This window comes from Chitinophaga rhizophila, assembly GCF_019492185.1.
In the GTDB taxonomy this organism is placed as follows: domain Bacteria; phylum Bacteroidota; class Bacteroidia; order Chitinophagales; family Chitinophagaceae; genus Chitinophaga; species Chitinophaga rhizophila.
Genome location: NZ_JAICCF010000003.1, coordinates 924,897 through 944,983, shown reverse-complemented (window position 1 = coordinate 944,983; position 20,087 = coordinate 924,897). Strand labels below are relative to the sequence as shown.

Genomic DNA, 20,087 nt, shown 5'->3' with positions numbered 1-20,087 from the left:
ATATCGTTAACGCCCCCAGTTACACGCAGCCTTATTTGGACGAACAAAGGACGAACAAGCGACGAACTAGACGTGGACTTGATTACTCCAAGCGACGGCCAAGCGACGAACAAGCGACGGCCAAGCGCACACAAAAAAACCATAGATCCCCATTGTCAGCAACAAAAGTGCGTCAATGGTTATCTATGGCTTATATATCATCGGCGATCCTAATCCGTAGGACGCGCTATTTTCTACAACTATTACTGACCATTCAGTTCAGCAATCCACTTATTATTCAGCCCCTGTTGCAGATTCGGCTTGTCACCAGCTACAATTTCCAGTTTACCTCCCTTTACAATTTCACTATGCGTAATCCAGTTGCGGTCTACCTTCTTGCCATTGAGCCATACTTCCTGGATATATACATTCTTAGGCCCAAAGTTCTTTACCTGTACCGAAAAAGGCTTCGCTCCCGGCCACTGCCATTCGACTGACTCAAATAACGGCACATTCAGGTAATATACCGGAGACCCGATACACGCAGGGAATATCCCGGTTGATACCAGTACAAACCATGAAGACATAGTACCCGCGTCGTCATCCATCGTTCTTACATATGCTTTTGGCTGATTTTTATAAATCAGGTCTATTTCTGAGCCTATACCCCGGCTGTTATCATTAAAATAGTGCTGCACCATGGTATCCACCGCTATCTTATGAATGAGTGCCTGCGATTTCCAGGGCTGGTCAGTTACATTATACATAAACGGTGCCTGGAGGTCCGGCTGATTAGCATGGCAATAGTAGTCATTGCCGAAAAACTCATCCAGCTGGGAAACATACGCAGCCTCGCCACCGCACAATTCCATCAGTCCTTTCAGATCAAATGGTACAAACCAGCGATACTGCCAGATAGTACCCTGGTATAAACCTCTCGCCTGCATACGGTCTACGTCATGTTTGGTCAGATCCTGGAAGTCTTTCTGCCAATATTTTTTATAGTCTGCCGCCTGCTTTTTATATTGATCGCCGCGGGCTTTATCTTTCTCTGCATAGTAGATCTCTGACAATGCCCAGGCATCATAAGAAGACTCCAGCGCTTTATCCGGATGGGCGTAATCTAATGTTTTGATTTCCTTTTCTACGGAGTCTGCGATAGCCTTAAAATCAAGTTTATACCCTTTTTTAAGGGCGTCCAGCAGCACTACGATCGCATGTTCTGTTCTAACAGTGATCGAGGGCTCGTGCAATGTGGCAAAGTCCTTCTTGCCATGCTTGTACAAACCAGCTATTGAATGCATCATATCCTGGTATTCCTGCGGGTATGCAATAGACAATAACGGCAACTGTGCACGGTAATTATCCCATATAGCCCAGCCATTATATACTTTGCTTTTGGTATGCTGCAGGGTGCCATTGGTAGCCGCATATGCGCCATCTGGCTCAGATACTACATAAGGAGACTGTATAGATCTGTAGAATAAAGAATAAAACAGCTTCTCTCTTTCAGGGTCGCCTTTTACCTTAATATGGCCAAGCATGTTATTCCATTCGCGGGAGCTTTGCGCTTTTACTGCCTCAAATCCATCTTTCGTAATGGCGGCTTTAGCATAGGAAGTACCCACTGATGATAGCCCGATCCTGAATCCCAGTTGACCATCAGTTACGTTAGCCACCAGCTCGTGGGCCTTAGTAGAAGTCCATTTTACAGGACGATCAGTTTCTACATAATAATATATCCTGTAGATGCCGGCGCTGCAGGTTGTCCTGGATTCTACCCAGCCACTTACTGCATTACCTTCAATTGTATGTTCTTCTGCTACAAAACGGCCAACATGGGCATAGGCCAGGTCCAGCAACAATCCCTTTTTACCTTCCGGAAAAGTGTATTGGTGTAAGCCCCCGTTTTTGTATACAGTAAATGAGGCTTTGATACCATTAGTGAAGCCTACATGATAATAACCAGGAGATGCCTGTTCTTCATATTTAATAAGATCAGCCTTTACCGGACCATCACCCAGGAATGGGCGCACCAGCAGGTTACCACCACAGCCCTGGCAGCCTACACCTTCCATACGGTTATGCGTAAACCCGAGAAATTCCTTGGCGTAGTATTCATACCCGGTATGAGTGGAGGGATAGGTTTCCGGACCAATACTTAACATACTGAAAGGGTAAGATGCCGCGGGCGACATTTGCCCGTTATCCCCGGAAGATCCCAGGAACACATTCACCTGACTTGTTTGCTGAGCAACTGCCGAAAGGGATAGCAGGCTCAGTAGATATATTAGCGACTTTTTCATACAAAAGCCCTAAATATATGGCAGACGGCCCACAAATAACAGTTATCTGTTACCCGTGGACCGTTAATTATTTATTACCGATAAGTAATCTATCTGCTGCGTATACCGCAAGGGATAGTTATTATTCAGCCTTCGCTGCTACTTTTTTTGTTGTTTTTGCTTTTGCTTTTGCCGGTTTTACTGTCACAGCTGCTTTCTTAGCAGCTTTCTTCTTTACAACGGCAGTCTTCTTTGGCTTATCCAACCCTTTGCTCAGCAACTTAGCTGCTTTCTTAATCCTGTTCCGGAACTTTGTTTCTCCCAGCTCCTTTTTGAGGTCTACCAACAGGAGATCGAGTTTCTGCTCTATAGTGTTGCGGGCATCTTTTCGGGATGATTTGGCAGGTTTAGAAGTCTTGGCTGGCTTCGCAGTATCTGTGCTTGACATAACTTATAAAACGTTGTTTGATGTGATAACATAAATTTAATCTTAAATTAACATTGGGCAATGTTAAGTTTTTGATGACCCCGTAAGAAACTCAGAATGTGCCGGTTAAGGCACCATTCGCATTGATCAGACCGTTAAACGAATAAAGACGTCTTCTTTAAAAAGTATATATATACTAGTGTTATAGAATGCTAACGCCACATACCATGCTGTTCCAATGTTAAGCCTTCATGATAATTTGTATTGCCTCTTTCCCTAACCTGCCCGATCCCCTACCTTTAAACCACGATTCTGATAATGGCAACGACTCAACCTGACATATTACTGGATCGCATCCGCAATGGAGAATTTCCTGCGTTTGAAACACTGTTTAATACTTACTGGGAAGCATTGTATCAGTATGCAGCCCGGGTAACAGGCAGTGAGGCAGATGCGCAGGACCTTATCCAGGACCTGTTCACCGATATATGGGAACGCAGAGAAACCCTGCACATCACTACACACATCCGCCATTACCTGTTCAGCGCTGCGCGCAAGATGATACTGCGGAAATTCCGGGACGACGGTCTTAAAGAAAAACACCTGGAGAAATTCGTCCAGTACGAAGATCTGCGGTCAGAATTGACGATGACCACGATCATCCATAAAGACATTATCACCCAACTACACGATGATTTAAACCTGTTACCTGAAAAGGAAAGGCAGGTATTCCGGTGGTACCACTTCGACGAATTAAGTATACGGGAGATAGCCCAGAAGAACGGTACGGCCGAACAAACCGTACGTAATCAGCTGAACAGTGCTTACCGAAAAGCACAGGGCCTGATGAACAAACTACTCTTTTTACTCTAGCCTATATTACCAAATCGTTAACTCGTTTTTGCTGATGGTTAAAACGGTCGGGTTATGGAACCTTTCCTAAAATCGCCATCGTAATGCGTGAACGTTTACAGCATTTAATTAATAATTACCTGACAGGCAAGGCCACTCCGGAAGACGAAGAGAAGCTGTCCGGCTGGCTGGATGAACTAAGTACATCGCCTATGCCCGGGCACGCACTATCTGATAAGGAGAAGGAGCAGCTACGCAAAAGGCTGTTGCAGAATATTCGTCGCAATACCGGGCAATCATCACCCCGTAAAATACTTTGGATGCGTACAGGTATAGCAGCAGCAATACTATCCGTACTGTTTGCAGGCTATCTGCTGCTTAGGTTCTATACTACCAGCACGCCCCCTGCATACGTAGCTGTGCATACGGCGGTAGGCGAAAAGAAGATTATTACACTGCCAGATAGTACACGCATCTGGCTGGCACCGAATACAACACTGGAATATCCGGCTACTTATCCGGAGCAAAGGGACATACAACTGGTATCAGGAGAGGCCTTCTTCGACGTAACGCCTGATGCTAATCATCACTTCACCGTCTTATCAGATAGTATCCTGGTGAAAGTATTAGGTACCTCTTTTAATATTAAAGCATATCCACAGCAGCGCAACACACAGATTACTGTCAGCAGTGGCAGGATAAGCATCAGCCGGAATGAGGTACAGATGGGACAGCTGACCGCCGGCGAACAAATAAATATTAACAAGGCTGATTATCATACTGAGCGTATTACGGTTACAATACCATCCAAAGGGGCATGGATGCATGAGCGTATTTTATTTGATAATATACCATTGCAGGAAGCATTACCAATGCTTGAGAACTACTATAATGTACATTTTATCCTGCAACAACAGGAACCACTGCTGATCAGTGGCGTACTGAATACTTCCCTCACAATAGAACAGGTAATTGCTGCACTTGAAGAACTTACCAGTCACACCATTACTTTCAAAAAACAATCAAACAACAGTTATACCGTACAATGACACAACATTACTCACGCTCAAAAAAAAGCTATACTATATGAACAGAATTTCTACATTCCGTACGGGTAAGCTCAGTCGTTCTGCATACATAGCTGTACTAGCCTGGGGACTTACCGGCGGCGTACAGGAAGTTGCAGCACAGAAACAGCTGCCTGTAGTACAACAGCTGCAGGTAAAGCCTGGATCACTGGCTAACGCGATCAGGGAACTGCAGCAACAATCCGGTATCAGCATTGTATATGATGCTACTGCGCTGAATACTTACAAGGTAAGCCAGCACGATTACAGTAATCAGTCAGTTACCGCCATTCTCTCTGACCTGTTGGCTTCTACCAATCTGCAGTTCTCAGAGAAAGACGGTGTGATTGTTATTAAAGCGAGTAACAAAAACCGCATTCCTGTTAATGGTACTGTTACAGATGCAGAAACCGGGGCTCCGCTTCCAGGCGTGAGTGTACAGGTACGCAATCCGGTAGCTGGTTCCGTTACCAACGCAACCGGTCAGTTCACACTGAGTGCAGATCCGGCGCATGATACCTTATTACTGAGCTATGTCGGATACAAAAGCATCCGTACCGCCCTCAATGGGAGAAAAGAAGTGACCGTACAGCTGAAAGCTGATGCTAACATGCTGAGCAGCGTGGTAGTAGTAGGTTATGGAGAAAGTAAGAAAGGAGATGTAACAGGTGCTATTAACCATATATCCAGCAAAGACTTTAACGTTGGAGTAGTTAGTTCCCCCGATCAATTACTGCAAGGTAAAGTACCCGGCCTGAATATTACACGTAGCGGCGACCCTAACGCCACAGCAGCGGTAATTTTACGTGGTCCTTCCACCCTGCGTAGCGGTGAAGCACAGGAACCTTTCTATGTGATAGATGGTGTTCCCGGCGCTTCTATACAGCTGGTAGCTCCACAGGATATAGAATCTATGACCGTACTGAAAGATGCGGCATCTACCGCCATCTATGGTGCACGTGCTGCCAATGGTGTAATCATGGTAACCACACGTAGGGCTAAAGCCGGTCAGAATTGGATCAATTATAACTCCTACGTAGCTACAGAACAGGTATCTAACAGTATCGAAATGCTGTCAGGCGATGAACTGCGCAAATATGTAAATGACAATGGTAAATCCTTTGCCCCATCCGACGATGATGGCGCTAATACCAACTGGCAGAAGGAAGTAACCCGCACCGGCGTGTCACACAACCATAACCTGTCACTCGGCGGCGGTCATAATAATACCAGTTACAATGCCAGTATTAACTATCTGAAGAATGATGGTATCATGAAAGGTTCTTCTATGGAGCGTGTGAACATCCGTGCCAACCTGGAACAGAAAGCCTTCAATGAGAAGCTCAAGCTGAACTTCTCCCTCAGTAATATTATGGGTACACAATACCGCATCCCGCTGCTGGTATTCCAGAATATGTTGACCTACCTGCCAACTGTGAATATCAGGAATGAGGATGGTTCTTTTAAAGAGGACTTCTCCCGTACCCGTAACTACCTGAACCCGGTAGCGCTGATAGAAACGAACGAGGATCGTCAGAAAAACAAGATTATGTTGGGTAATATACGTGCCGACCTGGACATCCTGCCAGGATTGACGTATACCCTCAACGTGTCTATGCAGGACGAGCAAATCAACAGGGATATCTATTACGGACGTGCTTCCGGTCTTTCCCAGAAGACGAACGGTCAGGCTATCCGTAGCGCCTTTACCAACAATAAGAAGATTCTCGAAACATATGTTAATTATGGTAAGACCTTCGGCGCACATGACCTGAGATTACTGGCAGGTTATTCCTGGCAGGAAGATCGCCGTAATGACGGCTTCCAGGCATCCAATAAAGGCTTCGTATCCGATGCATTGGCCTACAACAACCTGGCACTCGGTACACTGCCTGCCGGCGATATTCCTAATTATGGGAATACCAGCATAGATATATACCGCTTTATTTCCTTCTACGGCCGTGCTAACTATACCTATGCCAACAAGTACCTGTTACAGGTATCTGCCCGTCGTGATGGTTCTTCAGTATTTGGTACCAACAATCGTTGGGGCCTGTTCCCGGCAGTATCCGCCGCATGGCGTATGAAGGAAGAGTCCTTCCTGAAGAATGTATCCTGGCTGGACGATCTGAAACTGCGTGCCGGTTATGGTGTGAGCGGAAACGCCCTTGGATTTAACTCATTCATCGCTATCCTTCGTTATACTTCTACCGGCCTGTTCTACTACAACGGTAACATTGTTACTGCCATCGGCCCGTCGCAGAATGCTAACCGTAATCTGAAATGGGAAAGTACAGGCATGGCTAATATCGGAGCAGACTTCTCCTTCCTGGGTGGACGTTTAGGAGGTTCTGTGGATGTATATGATAAACGTACATCAGACCTGATCTGGACATATAATGTGCCTACTACGCAGTATTTCGTAAATACACTGACTGCAAATGCAGGAGAGATCAGCAACAAAGGTATAGAGGTACAGATCAATGCTATCCCTGTTCAGCTGCCTAAATTCAGCTGGCGTACAAGTGTGAACCTGGCTTATAATAAGAACGTAGTGTCTTCTCTTTCTAATGACATCTTCAAACTGACGTCTATTAATACGGCAGAACTGGGTGGTAAAGGTCAATCCGGCATCTGGTCACAGCAGGTAGTAGAAGGCCAGCCATTAGGTGCTTTCTATACCTGGAAATACATGGGTAAGGACAAAGATGGCATTACCCAGATGCTGAAAAAAGATGGTACCGTTACTACAGAAGTGTCAACAGACAACTTCTTCTACAGTGGCAACGCACAGCCTAAGCTGATCTACGGCTGGAACAACAACTTCTCTTATGGCAATTTTGACCTGAACGTATTCGTTCGTGGCGTAACCGGTAACAAGATTATGAATGCTACCCTGGCTGGCCTGAACAATCCGACAGAAGCAGCTATGACCAATATTGCCAAATTTACGGAAGGCGAATCTATCAATGACATCAATGCTCACCTGAGAACAGACAGATTTATCGAAAACGGCTCCTACCTGCGCCTGGACAATGCGACCCTGGGTTACAATGTACCGGTACGTAGCAAGTATATCAGCAGCCTGCGTTTCCATGCCACAGCCACCAACCTTTTCGTAATCACCAGCTATAGAGGTATAGATCCGGAAATTAATATGGGCGGACTTACACCGGGCGTAGATAATAACAACTTCTACCCTAAGACACGTTCCTTCCTGTTTGGCGTAAACGTTAATTTCTGATTGTTCAACACTAATGAATAAGATTATTATGAAACATATTATAGCATATAGTGCAATTGCCGCAGGCCTGTTACTGGGTGCCTGCACAAAACTGGATGTTCCCATTGAATCAGAGTATACTGATGGTAACTTCCCTAACACCACCGACGCCTATGTAGCCGCTACAGGGCCTGCTTATACACAGCTGGCTACAAGGTATGCTGTAGACTACTGGCGTATGCAGGAGCTGAGTACAGACGAGGCTATCATTCCTGCCCGCGATGGTAACTACAATGACAATGGTCAGTACCGTTTCCTGCATAAACATACCTGGTCTCCTGACCACCCGACGGTGCGTGGTGTATGGGAATGGGGCTTTGGTGGTATTAATACCTGCAACCGTATCATCAGCCTGTTTGAATCAACAGCAGATACGAAGGAAAAGCGCCAGGCTATTGCTGAGATGCGTACAATGCGTGCCTTGTACCACTTCTTTATGATGGACCTGTATGCAAATATTCCTATTGTGACGACTTTTGGTAGTACTACCGCGCCCGCCCAGAAAACACGGCCCGAGGTATTTGCTTTCATTGAAAAGGAACTGAAAGAATCCCTCCCGGATCTGAATACAGCAAGTGGCGCTGTGACTTATGGTCGCCCTACCAAATGGATGGCGTTTGCTTTACTTGCCAAGCTGTATATCAATGCAAAGGTGTATACCGGTACCGAGATGAATAAGGAATGTATTGCAATGACCGATAGCATCATTTCAAAAGGCCCTTATAAGTTGGACGCAGACTTTATTTCCATCTTTATGCCGGAGAATGGTCCGCAGATCACTGAGACCATCTTCGCTATACCTTATGATGCCAATAAAATTCCTGGCTGCCAGTTCTCCCGTTTCGGCCTGCATACAGGTTTGCAAACCAAATTCAGCCTGCCCTTCCGTCCCAGTATAGCGTTAAGTACTATTGCTGATTTCTATGAGAAATTCAACCTGGCCGGCGACGTAAGAAATACTACCTGGCTGGCCGGCAAACAGTATAACAGTGACGGATCGCCTATACTGATTCCTAGTACGAATAAAGGTGTGGATGCTTCTTATTCAGGTCCTAACCCTAATGATAAAATTAACTGGCACCTTGAGTTTTCCCCTGAAATGCCGCTGAAGAACGTAGACCAGATGGATGTGGGTAATGATGAATTGGGTAAAGCAAGAGGCGTTCGTTCTATCAAGTACTATCCTGACAGAAATACCAATCCGGACACCCGTTTTTCTAACAATGACGTACCAGTATTCCGTCTGGCAGATATTATCCTGATGAAGGCAGAAGCTATCCTGCGCGATAATAATGACGGTGTTGCAGCGGCGGCCCTGGTATCTGAGATTCGCAGAAGAGCGAAGGCACCAGAAGTTAGCACCATTACCCTGGAAGAACTGCTTGACGAAAGAGGCAGGGAACTTGCCTGGGAGGCATGGCGCAGAAATGACCTGATCCGCTTTGGAGCATTTGAAGGCTCCTGGGGCTTCAAAAACGATACAGATCCCAATAAGCGTATTTACCCTATACCTACAAGTGAACGTACACTTAACCCAAGCCTGGAACAAAACCAGGGTTACTAATTACACATAAGAAGACACAAAAAAAGCGGTCCTGTTTACACGGGACCGCTTTTCTTTTATAGAGGATCAGTTTATTTGCCTGTTCCTTCAAATAATTCCTTCTTTGGTACTACTTTCACCTTTTTGCCATGTTCAAGGTCCTTGGATACAGCAGAATAAGGAGCGCTGATTACACTTTCTCCCGGCTTTAATCCGCTTATGATCTCAATATTGGCGTCATCCTGCACACCGGTAGTTACTGTTGCTGCGCGAACGGTATTGTCAGGCTGTAGTATAAATACCACCTCTTTTTTGTTCTTATCTACTTCTTTTGCTGCTGCAAGATCTTCTTTCCGGGAGCCGGCGGCTTTAGTAGTATCGATGTTATCACGGGTAGTGACTGCATTGATAGGCACTGCCAGCACACTATTCTTCCTACGGGTCTGGATATCTACGCTTGCGCTCATACCCGGACGGAAAGGAAAGTTTTTAGGATGTGATGGGTCCAGCAGGTCAGCATAGCTTTCAGGCAGTATGCGGATGTGTACAATGTAGCTGGTTACCTGTTCTGCTGAAGAAGTAGTGGCATTAGTTGCAGTAGCAGCCCCTTTACTGGAACTGGCAATCTGTGTAACAATACCTTTGAACTTACGGTCGCTGTAGGCGTCTACCTCTACGACTGCCGTATCGTTATATTTTACCCTGGGGATATCATTTTCACCGACATCCACCTGTACTTCCATGATATTCAGGTCGGCGATACGCATAATTTCAGTACCGCTCATCTGGCCTGTACCTACCACACGTTCACCTTTTTTAACTGGCAGCAGGGATACCACACCGTCCATAGACGCTACGATAGTCGTACGTTTCAGATTGGTGTTAGCTTCTGTCAGTCCGGCTTTCGCGCTCTGTACGGCGTAACGGTTACTGTTTACCTGTTCAGAAGCGGCATTATAGTCGGCCAGTGCGGAGCGGTATGTAGCTTCGGCTGTCTCAAACTCACTGCGGGATACTACTTTCTGAGCCAGTAGTTCCTTGTTACGGTCATAAGCAGCTTTGCTTTGTTCCAGTTTAGCCTTAAATGCGTTGAGAGACGCGGCAGTATTTGCCAGCTGTGCCTGTGCCTGGCTGAGGGAAGCGGTAGCTTTATCCCTTACGGAGCCATATACATCGGCATAAATACGGGCCAGTACCTGGCCTTTCTTTACAGAGTCGCCTTCCAGTACAGGAAGGTCAACTATTTCACCGGATACGTCGGAGCTAATTTTTACTTCTGTCTCCGGGTAGATCTTGCCACTGGCAGATACAACTTCAATAATGTTTTTGTCTTCAGCCTTATCGACAGCGACTTTGATGCTGTCATCCTTGCCCGCTTTGCTGACGGCAACAATGACAACCAGCACAACAATGATCCCCAGGATCCAGAATAGTGTCTTTCTCTTCATAAAACGGCGTTATTTCAAAAGGGAGGGAGCTGCTACAGCGTGATCTTCTGATCCCTGTAAAACTCCAGTAGTTTCATTCTAAATATGAAATCGTATTGCGCGGATACCTTGTCTATCTGCGCTCTGAATAGGTTAGTTTGCGTAGTAATATAGTCAATAGTATTCATTAAACCCAGATTGTACCGTTTGGTAGCAAAATCATATGCCCGCTGGGAAGCTTCTACTCCTTTGGAAGCGGCTGAATATTTCTGGATTGCAGCTACCGCATTAGCATGGGCAGTATAGATGTCCTGACGCAACTGCTGAAGGTCTTTGGCTTTGGTCAGTTCCTGATTCTCGATGTCGAGTTTGGCCCTGTTAACAGCCGCTCGTTGCTGCCAAGCGTTCAGGATAGGAATGTTAAGAGAAAGGCCGGCAGACTGGCGGAAGTTATTGCTGAACTGATCGCCAAATGGGATGGTCTTACCAGTCACCCCTTTTGCCACGTCGGTATAACTAGTGTTAATAGTACCATTGGCCGCCAGGCTGGGATATAACAGACCTCGTTGGGCAGCATATGCCTTTTGCCTTGACTTTATCTGCAGATCGTCACCTTTGATCAGCGGGTTAGTATTCTGAGCTGCGCTGTACACCATTTCGGGGTCTACCTCGTCCAATCTTGGCAGGGGTATCTCAGACAACTTCTCAGGCGTCTGCGGTACATAAGGCTGATCAAAACTCAGGTTGAGCAGTGCCTTCATTTGCAGGGTAGTAAGTATTACCTGATTCTGAGCATTTACTAGGGTAACACTGTCACTGGCCAGCTTCGTTTCAAGGTCAGCCTGATTACTTTCCGGCACTGAACCGGCAACCACCAGTTTCTTGGTGTTTTCCAGCTGGGAACTGGTCAGCTTCACCTGTAGTTCGCTGACATGTACCTGCTCTATATTCATCAGTATCTGGAGGAATGTGCTGGCGATGTTAAAAGCAACATCATTCCTGGCTTTTTCCAGAAACCTGCTTTGTGCCTGTGTTTCGTATTTATTGGCAGCTATGGTGTTACGCTTATAGAACCAGTTGAACAGCTCAACATTGGTGTTTAATCCACCGGCAAGGTTAAAATAAGACTGTGTAACAAACACGTTGGTATAAGGGTCAATGTTACGACCGGAACCTATCGTACCCTGTATACCTGCTCCTACGGATGGGAGTTGTGCTAACTGGCTTTGCTTCAGTGTCAGTGCTGCATAACGTTTCTGTACGTCCTGTTGCTTAATAGATATGTTGTTTTGAAGCGCATAATCTACGGAGCGTTGCAGTGTCCAGGTATCCTGCGCCTTTAAGGCGGCAGAGTTAGCAAACAAAATACACAGTGCCAGGAGACATCCCGGGATCTTGGATAATTTCATGACGTTCCAAAAATATAATAATTGTGATGATAACATAAACAAATTCTTTATGAATGGCTTAAAATGGTCTCAGATAAACAAATCCCGACATCAGATACCTTACCAGGAGCAGTGCCAGCAGGCTACAACTTGATAAGATTACCGGATGTCGGGAATGGCCTGTCTGAATTATGCGATTTTCCCGTCACGGATCTGTATGATCCTGTGACCATAAGTTGCATTTATTTCGGAATGCGTTACCTGTACAATCGTAATCTTATCTTTTTCATTAAGTTGTTTAAACAATTCCATAATCTCCTTTGCCTGATCTGAATGGAGATTACCGGTTGGCTCGTCAGCCAGGATGACCTTTGGTTGTCCTACAAGCGCACGTGCTATACCCACCAACTGTTGCTGTCCGCCAGACAACTGATTGGGAAATAGGTCCTTTTTAGCTACTATATTGAAACGGTCCAGGATATCAGCCACACGGCTCTTACGTTCAGCAGAAGGGACATTCTTATACAGCAGTGGTGTCTCTATATTCTCATATACCGTGAGCTCGTCAATCAGGTGGTAAGCCTGAAACACAAATCCAATAGCGCCCCGGTGTAACTGGGTTCTTTTCTTTTCATTCATCTTATGCACGGACTCCCCCTCAAACAGGTATTCTCCCTGGGAAGGCTCTTCCAGCAGCCCCATTATATGTAACAGGGTAGACTTGCCAGATCCGGAAGGACCCATGATAGATACAAATTCTCCTTCAAAAATTCTGAGATCAATATCTTTTAATATTTCATTCTTACCAAATCCAACTGGATAATACTTGGAGATATGTCTTAATTGTATCATTGATTTACGCTGTTTTGTGTGATTGAACCGGGTGCTTTCAGGCTGTCCTGATTAACATAGGTATTGACTCCTAACCTGTTAATAACCGTCAAAGCCATTGCGATAAGACTCGTTTACGGCTGGTGCATGGTCAGCAAACGCCCTTCTTACAAAAATATATACTGGATTCATTCCTGGTACCGGCGAAGGACCTGTTAGGCCGGATACTCCCTTTGTGGAATAAAAGTTAATGTTCTTCATTAGTATTACTTTAAAGATCCTACCTGAAGCAGTAGGGTCACCTTGTGACAGATCTTTCCGACCAGATTCCGCCTCAATACCCGGATTTATAGGTATTCTGCTGTATCTGGCAATACAGCCAGTTATAAGGGCAGCGTGCAGACATTCGTTGGCAAATTCAGGCATTGTACCATCAGCAACTGCTAAGACTGAAAGGATAATAGGACTACTGAACAGTAAGCTAAAGTCAGGCTGTAAATATCCACAAACCATAATTCCGGTAATCAACGCAATACCTCCCGGCAGGAATAACTGTAGTCTGGCCTGCATGATCAGCTGTATGCAACCGGCAAGCGCCGTTTTATTTGGATAATTTCTGAGCATCGCACTTCTTTTACATGAGAGTAAAATATGGGCTGGTAGAGACCTGCCCATGGTACATATTCACTTGTCATATTTAAACGTAACTACTAAAGAAACTATTCAGTTCTCAATGATTTAACAGGGCTGGTCAGCGCCGTTTTTATTGTCTGCACATATACCGTTGCAAGAGATAGTATAACAGCAATACCACCGGCCAGCACAAACACCCACCACTGTATATCTATCCGGTAAGCAAAGTCACTCAGCCATTGGTACATCAGGTACCAGGCAAGCGGCGTCGCTACCAGCAAAGCAATAAGCACCAGTTTAAGAAAATCGCCCGACAACAGGAACAGTATACTACCAACTGAAGCTCCAAGCACCTTTCGTATACCAATTTCTTTGGTCCGCTGGATAACAATGAAGGAGATCAGCCCCAACAATCCTAAAGTGGCAAGGAAAATAGCCAGTATAGTAAAGGTCAATACCAACCTGCCAAAGCGGTATTCCCCCCTGTACTGTTTGTCAAATGAATCATCTACAAAGAAGTAATTAAAACGTCCGTCAGGTGCATACCTGTTATAAATGGCTTCTACTGCTGCAAGTGTCTTTTTTATGTTGGCTGGATTTACTGTAATGGTCATCGGCATAAAACCAGCCGGGGCAACACGCATGGTCAGTGGCTCCACCTTGTCTCTTAAGGAATGATAATTGAAATCTTTGATTACGCCTATCACTTTCCCTTCGCTTCCCCATTGACTATACTTTCTACCGATTATTTCTTCCGGCTTGCTATAACCCAGGCTGGCTACAGTAGCTTCGTTGACTACCATTGCCTGCGTACTGTCAGTCCCCATTGCTTCAGAAAAGCCTCGCCCTGCTACTAATTGAATATCATACAGTTGCAGAAAGTCATAATCTACAAAGTACAGGTTCAGATTACTTGCCTGCATATCTCCACTCTTCAGCTCCATATTACTATAAGCAGAACTATGAGATTTGCTGGGTATTGCTGAAGAAAAAGCACACCCCTTCACCCCCTGGATGGAAGAAACCTGTTGTTTTATTTCCTTCCATTTATCCTTTATAGGGTCAATGCCAGAAAACTCCACCACCAGTTGCTGGTCTTTCTTAAAGCCAAGATCACGGGACTGCATATACAGCAATTGGTTATATACGATGATTACCCCGGCAACCAGCACTATCGTAATGACGAATTGGAAAACTACCAATCCCCTCCTTAACAGCAACCCCTTATGACTACTACTGAATGCCCCTTTCAATACTACAACAGGCTTATAAGAAGCTAAGACTATTGCAGGGTATACCCCCGCAAGTAAGCCGATCGCTATAGCCATTAAGATAAATATACCAACAGTACCGGTCTGGAATATGTTATTGGCTATTTCTTTCCCGGTTAGCAGATTAAACGCAGGAAGAAGCAACTGGCAGCAGGTAACAGACAACACAAATGCAAACAAGCTAAGCATCAAGGTCTCACTCAGGAACTGGAAAGTCAATTGTGATTCATAGGCACCTACTGACTTACGTACACCAACTTCCCTGGCTCTTTCCGTAGCCCTGGCTGTAGCCAGATTAACAAAATTGATTATAGCAATCAACAAAATGAATACTGCTACGAAGGAGAATATATACACATTTGGCATACTACCCTTCAACACCTGGCTTCCCTCCCGCTTGGAATGCAGGTATACATCGCTGATATTCTCAAGGTGTAAGGTGTACCGCATTTTTGACTCCTTCATCATCATGCCCACATGATGCTCCAGGAAAGGCGGAAACTTCTGCTCTAGTTTATAAGGATCAACATTGCTCTCTAATAAGAGGTAGGTAACTACTCCGAAGCTACCCCAGTTCTCAAAAGTTTCCCCAAGTGCCTTATAAGTAGCAAGAGAAAATACCATATTGAAAGCCAGCTGTGAATTTTCAGGCACATCTTTCATTACACCAGTGACCTTTACGGTATGCTCGCGGCCTCCTATCTGGATAGATCTACCAATTGCATTAGCAGTACCGAAATACTTCCTGGCTGCACTTTCGGAGAGTACTACACTGAAAGGTTCTGACAGCACAGTATGTTCATTACCACTAACGAGCGGAAATGTAAATACGTGAAAGAAATTAGAGTCCGCTACAGCTACTTCGTCTTCCTGATATTTGTTGTTTCCAACAAGAACAAGCATATTAGACAGATTAATACGTACAGCTTCTTTGACTTCCGGAAAATCCTGCTTCAGGGCAGGCCCCATAGGCATAGAAGTAATCGCAGCCTCGATCTTTTCTGTAGGTGTCTCTACATCTGTCGTTAGCCGATAGATCTGCTGCTTCCTTTCATGAAAGGAGTCATAACTTAGTTCAAACCTAACGTACATAAAGATCAGGAAGCAACAGGTCATACCTGTAGTCAGACCCAGTATATTAATGAAGGAATAAAACTTCTGTTTCCTGATATTCCTCCAGGCCATTTTTAGATAATTCTTGAACATACCCCCATTTTAATGATGTATATTATTCTGATCTTAAAGAGCGGACAGGATTACTCAATGCTGCTTTTATAGCCTGGAAGCTTACTGTAAATACCGCTACTACAATGGCTAATCCTCCTGCAGCAGCAAACATCCACTAACTGATGCTTATACGGTATGCATAGTCATCCAGTCACCTGTTCATGATATATCATGCCGCAGGTATAGCTAGTACTATCGAGATTGTAATAATTTTCAGGAAGTCGCTGGTTAAAGCGTCAATATATTAGTAACAGAAGCCACACACCTTTCTTACGCCTATTTCCTTGAGACGTTGTCCGGTAGGAAATGTTACCAGTCCAAACAACTACAAACAACTAATAAAGATGGCAATACCGGCAAAATAGTCAAATAGCTTACCCGTACGACCATCCATCTGATACTGCATGTCCAGTCTGTCGTCTATGAAAGATAACTCCATAGCTTTAAACGTTTACCTACCATCGTTACCAGATACAAAGGTCACAGATGTGCCGTAGATATTTTCTCCTTTTTCATGAAACCTGTCATAGCTTAATTCACCCTGCACCCAAACAAATAACAGAACACCAACTGCCAGGCCAAGCGCAAGTCCACCTATATTAATGCTGCTATACATTTTATATCACCAGAGATTGCGCCAGCCTATTCGCAGATAGTTATTAAGCATATGAGTTAGTTTGCGATGGGTAGTTGGTCAGGTAATATCAGACGTTTGAATTATACATGGAATTGCTCCTTGATATTTTCAGTTACAACCCGTCCATCAAACAAGTTAATAACACGGTGTGCAAAGCCGGCATCATACGGACTATGGGTAACCATGATCATTGTAGTACCTGCTTCATTTAATTCCTGTAGCAATTTCATTACTTCTTCACCATTGGTGGAGTCTAGGTTACCGGTAGGCTCATCCGCCAATATCATCTTAGGATTAGCTACTACCGCACGGGCAATAGCCACACGTTGTTGCTGACCTCCGGATAACTGCTGCGGGAAGTGGTTACGGCGGTGCATAATATTCATGCGTTCCAGCACTTTTTCAACCTTTTCCTTTCTTTCGCTGGCAGGCACCTTCAGGTATAGGAGTGGTAATTCCACATTTTCATACACAGTTAGTTCGTCAATGAGGTTAAAACTCTGGAAAACGAATCCGATAGATCCTTTTCTGAGCTGTGCACGCTGACGTTCACTCATGCTGGCGACTTCATGCTCCCAGAAATGATATTCACCGCCACTAGGATTATCCAGTAACCCAAGAATGTTCAACAGTGTAGACTTACCGCAACCGGACGGCCCCATGATAGCTACAAACTCACCATCCTTTATTTCCATATTAATACCGTTCAGGGCGGAAGTTTCTATCTCTTCTGTTGTAAAAATCTTTTGCAGATTGACTGTACGTATCATGACTTCGGTTTATGTTTTTTTAAATTAGGGTTCTACTATTCATTTCTCAATAATCCTGTAGGATTAGCGCTTGCAGTACGAAGACTTTGTAATGCAATTAACAGGTATGTCAACCCGAAGGTAATAATGCCTGCAATCAGGAATGGCGTAATACTCATACTCGTCCGGTACGCATATCCATCCAGCCATTTATTGGCAATAATATATGCCGCAGGCCATGCAAGCAGATTGGCCAACATGATCACAATGGTATACTCTTTCAGGAACAAATAGATTATACTAGCGGTATTAGCGCCTAACACCTTCCTGACTCCTACTTCTTTGGCCCGGCGGGTCAGACTGAAAGCAATAACCCCTACTGCCCCTAGCAATATGATAATAAAGTTTAAACCTGTAGCTACATCAGCCGCCTTGCTTAGGCGAGTTTCACTGAAGTACATGGCCTGGAACTTTTCATCCATAAAGAAATAGTCAAATGGAGAATCAGGATATCTCGCCTTCCAGACAGATTCAATACCTGCAAGACTTTTTCTTATATCAGAAGACTTTAATCTGATGCTTAAGAACCGGTACATTGGGTTGGCTTCCTGGTTAATAAATATCATCGGAGCAATCTTCTTCCCGATGTGAGTAAAATGGAAATCTTTCACAATTCCTCTTACTGTGAGTTTGACGTCGCTGTCAGGCATTATTATTTCCTGTCCTATTCCCTGCTTCAGCCGTAAAGCCTTAACAGCAGCCTCATTTAGTACTACATCAGCAGGATTATCGGTATCTGTGAAGAACCGGCCGGCAGCAAGTTGTAGCCCAAAAGTGTTTGCATAATTACCGTCTGTAACTAGTCTTTCAACATTAACAGGTGAAGCATCAGTAGCACCATCTGGCAACAAGGGCATACTTCCGCCATTCATACCATCAGGTACCTCATAAGAAATACTAGCGCTTGCCACCCCGGTATTTTGTGAAATCTCATCCCTGATCAGTTCCAGCCGTTTTAACCCGGTGGAGTCCCACTGGCGAGGTACAGAAGAGATTACCACTAGCTGCTCTTTGTTGTAACCTAATTCACGTTTAAAGAAGTAATTAATCTGACGCGAAATAAATAGCGTACAGACGAATACCAGAATCGCCAGAGAGAATTGTAGGACGAGTGACAGCTTTCTGAACAAAAGCTCTCCCCTGCCAATAGCAATTTTACCTTTTAGTACTTTGAGGAGGTTGCTGGCAGTTAGTACAAACGCGGGATAAATACCGGCTATCAATCCAACGCCTGCCACCAGCAGAAGATAAAACAATACCATCATTCCGGAAAAAGACGATACATGGGGTAACGACTTGTTGAAGATCTGTCCGAATATAGGACGGAGCAATTCATACAAGGCAATGGAAAGAAAGGCCGCTATACCGGTAAGTACTATTGATTCAGCAAGAAATTGGGTGATCAGCTGTTGACGTTTACCGCCAAACACCTTACGCAATCCGATTTCCTTCAACCGGTACATAGAAGTACCTACGCTGATATTCACATAATTAATCACAGCCATCAGTAGTACAAAGCCTGCAATGATGGCCAGTATATAGATCATTTTTCTTACGAGTCCATCGTTGGTATCAAGATAAAAAGTGTCGAGACCAATTAACTGGATACTCATATTATCTTTCAACTGCTGATTGCAGTTAACAGATATGAGATTATTAATTGCAGCCTGCAGCTGCTGAGGCGCAACGCCTGGTTGTAGTTGAACATATGAGGCCATGCATACATTGTTCCAGTCTTTATCTGCATCTGGGCCTAGAAAGTAATCGACGCTCTGTATTGGCAGAAGGATGTCATTCTTAAATCCGTTGATAGTTGTTACGCTGTTTTCACGAACTTCATTCTTTAACACGCCTGTAACCGTATAGCTTTTCTTACCATCTTTTCTGGTATCTATTGTTAATACTTCATCAAGTGCATCAGGTTTACCAAAAAACTTCATTGCTGTTTCTTCTGTAATAACAATAGAATTATTATCACGGAAGGCGTTAGTGGGATCACCATATAGCATGGTTAGTCCGTACGCTGAAATTACAGTCGTATCTCCCGGCTGCATACCAACTCTAAAATGCCTGTCTTTATATGAGGCATTAGCGGAACAGGGGAATGTGCGGTAATAGTTTGCTATTAATGAAGGATATTGATCGTGCAGTGCTTTTGCGAGCGGTGCTGGCGTAATTAATGGCATGTACATATTATCGACCTTCCAGGCAGATTGCAGATAATACTGTTGTGGAAGATTTTTCAAATCTGCATTGACTTGCCTTTCTTCCCATATATATACTGCAATCAATAGCGAAAAGGTCATCCCAATAGCAAGGCCTGCAATATTAATAAAGGAAAATAGTTTTCGCTTGGCAAGGTGCCTCAATGCGATTGTGATGTACATGCTGATCATCTGCATATTGATTTTCAGGTGATTGTCCGGAA

At 44.6% G+C, this 20,087-nt stretch carries 13 protein-coding genes; 4 read left to right on the top strand and 9 right to left on the bottom strand.

Annotation, left to right across the window (positions count from 1 at the left end):
• Positions 1–242: 242 nt before the first annotated feature.
• Together K1Y79_RS18410 and K1Y79_RS18405 are read right to left on the bottom strand one after the other, a co-directional pair.
• Complete coding sequence (locus K1Y79_RS18410; protein WP_220251628.1) at positions 243–2,285, bottom strand: GH92 family glycosyl hydrolase; 2,043 nt, start codon at positions 2,283–2,285, stop codon at positions 243–245.
• A 121-nt stretch (positions 2,286–2,406) separates the two neighbouring features.
• The gene (locus tag K1Y79_RS18405) at positions 2,407–2,712 is read right to left on the bottom strand and encodes a hypothetical protein (protein ID WP_220251627.1); all 306 of its coding nucleotides are present in this window, start codon (positions 2,710–2,712) and stop codon (positions 2,407–2,409) included.
• A 297-nt stretch (positions 2,713–3,009) separates the two neighbouring features.
• Between K1Y79_RS18405 and K1Y79_RS18400 the strand changes: the two genes are divergently transcribed.
• The 4 genes from K1Y79_RS18400 to K1Y79_RS18385 all read left to right on the top strand — a co-directional run bounded on the left by K1Y79_RS18400 (position 3,010) and on the right by K1Y79_RS18385 (position 9,457).
• Entirely contained in the window at positions 3,010–3,564 is a 555-nt protein-coding gene (locus tag K1Y79_RS18400; protein WP_220251626.1) for an RNA polymerase sigma factor, read from the top strand.
• Positions 3,565–3,647: 83 nt separating this feature from the next.
• Positions 3,648–4,592, top strand: coding sequence for a FecR family protein (locus tag K1Y79_RS18395; protein ID WP_220251625.1), 945 nt, complete (start codon positions 3,648–3,650; stop codon positions 4,590–4,592).
• 37 nt (positions 4,593–4,629) lie between these two features.
• Entirely contained in the window at positions 4,630–7,854 is a 3,225-nt protein-coding gene (locus K1Y79_RS18390) for a TonB-dependent receptor (protein WP_220251624.1), read from the top strand.
• 28 nt (positions 7,855–7,882) lie between these two features.
• A complete protein-coding gene (locus K1Y79_RS18385) occupies positions 7,883–9,457 on the top strand; it encodes a RagB/SusD family nutrient uptake outer membrane protein (protein WP_220251623.1) in 1,575 nt (524 codons plus the stop codon).
• Positions 9,458–9,528: 71 nt separating this feature from the next.
• Here K1Y79_RS18385 and K1Y79_RS18380 read toward each other — a convergent pair whose 3' ends face one another.
• The 7 genes from K1Y79_RS18380 to K1Y79_RS18350 form a co-directional block, all read right to left on the bottom strand.
• A complete protein-coding gene (locus tag K1Y79_RS18380) occupies positions 9,529–10,884 on the bottom strand; it encodes an efflux RND transporter periplasmic adaptor subunit (protein ID WP_220251622.1) in 1,356 nt (451 codons plus the stop codon).
• Between the two features lie 32 nt (positions 10,885–10,916).
• Positions 10,917–12,272, bottom strand: a complete 1,356-nt coding sequence (locus K1Y79_RS18375) for a TolC family protein (RefSeq protein ID WP_220251621.1) — start codon at positions 12,270–12,272, stop codon at positions 10,917–10,919.
• Positions 12,273–12,440: 168 nt separating this feature from the next.
• Entirely contained in the window at positions 12,441–13,103 is a 663-nt protein-coding gene (locus tag K1Y79_RS18370) for an ABC transporter ATP-binding protein (protein WP_220251620.1), read from the bottom strand.
• 78 nt (positions 13,104–13,181) lie between these two features.
• Positions 13,182–13,706, bottom strand: a complete 525-nt coding sequence (locus K1Y79_RS18365) for a hypothetical protein (RefSeq protein WP_220251619.1) — start codon at positions 13,704–13,706, stop codon at positions 13,182–13,184.
• 95 nt (positions 13,707–13,801) lie between these two features.
• A complete protein-coding gene (locus K1Y79_RS18360; protein ID WP_220251618.1) occupies positions 13,802–16,192 on the bottom strand; it encodes an ABC transporter permease in 2,391 nt (796 codons plus the stop codon).
• Positions 16,193–16,930: 738 nt separating this feature from the next.
• Positions 16,931–17,620 carry an ABC transporter ATP-binding protein gene (locus K1Y79_RS18355; protein ID WP_220251617.1) on the bottom strand — a complete coding sequence of 230 codons (690 nt, stop codon included), beginning with the start codon at positions 17,618–17,620 and terminating at the stop codon, positions 16,931–16,933.
• 35 nt (positions 17,621–17,655) lie between these two features.
• Positions 17,656–20,055: an ABC transporter permease gene (locus K1Y79_RS18350; protein ID WP_220251616.1), complete on the bottom strand. Its 2,400-nt coding sequence runs from the start codon at positions 20,053–20,055 to the stop codon at positions 17,656–17,658.
• Positions 20,056–20,087: the final 32 nt, after the last annotated feature.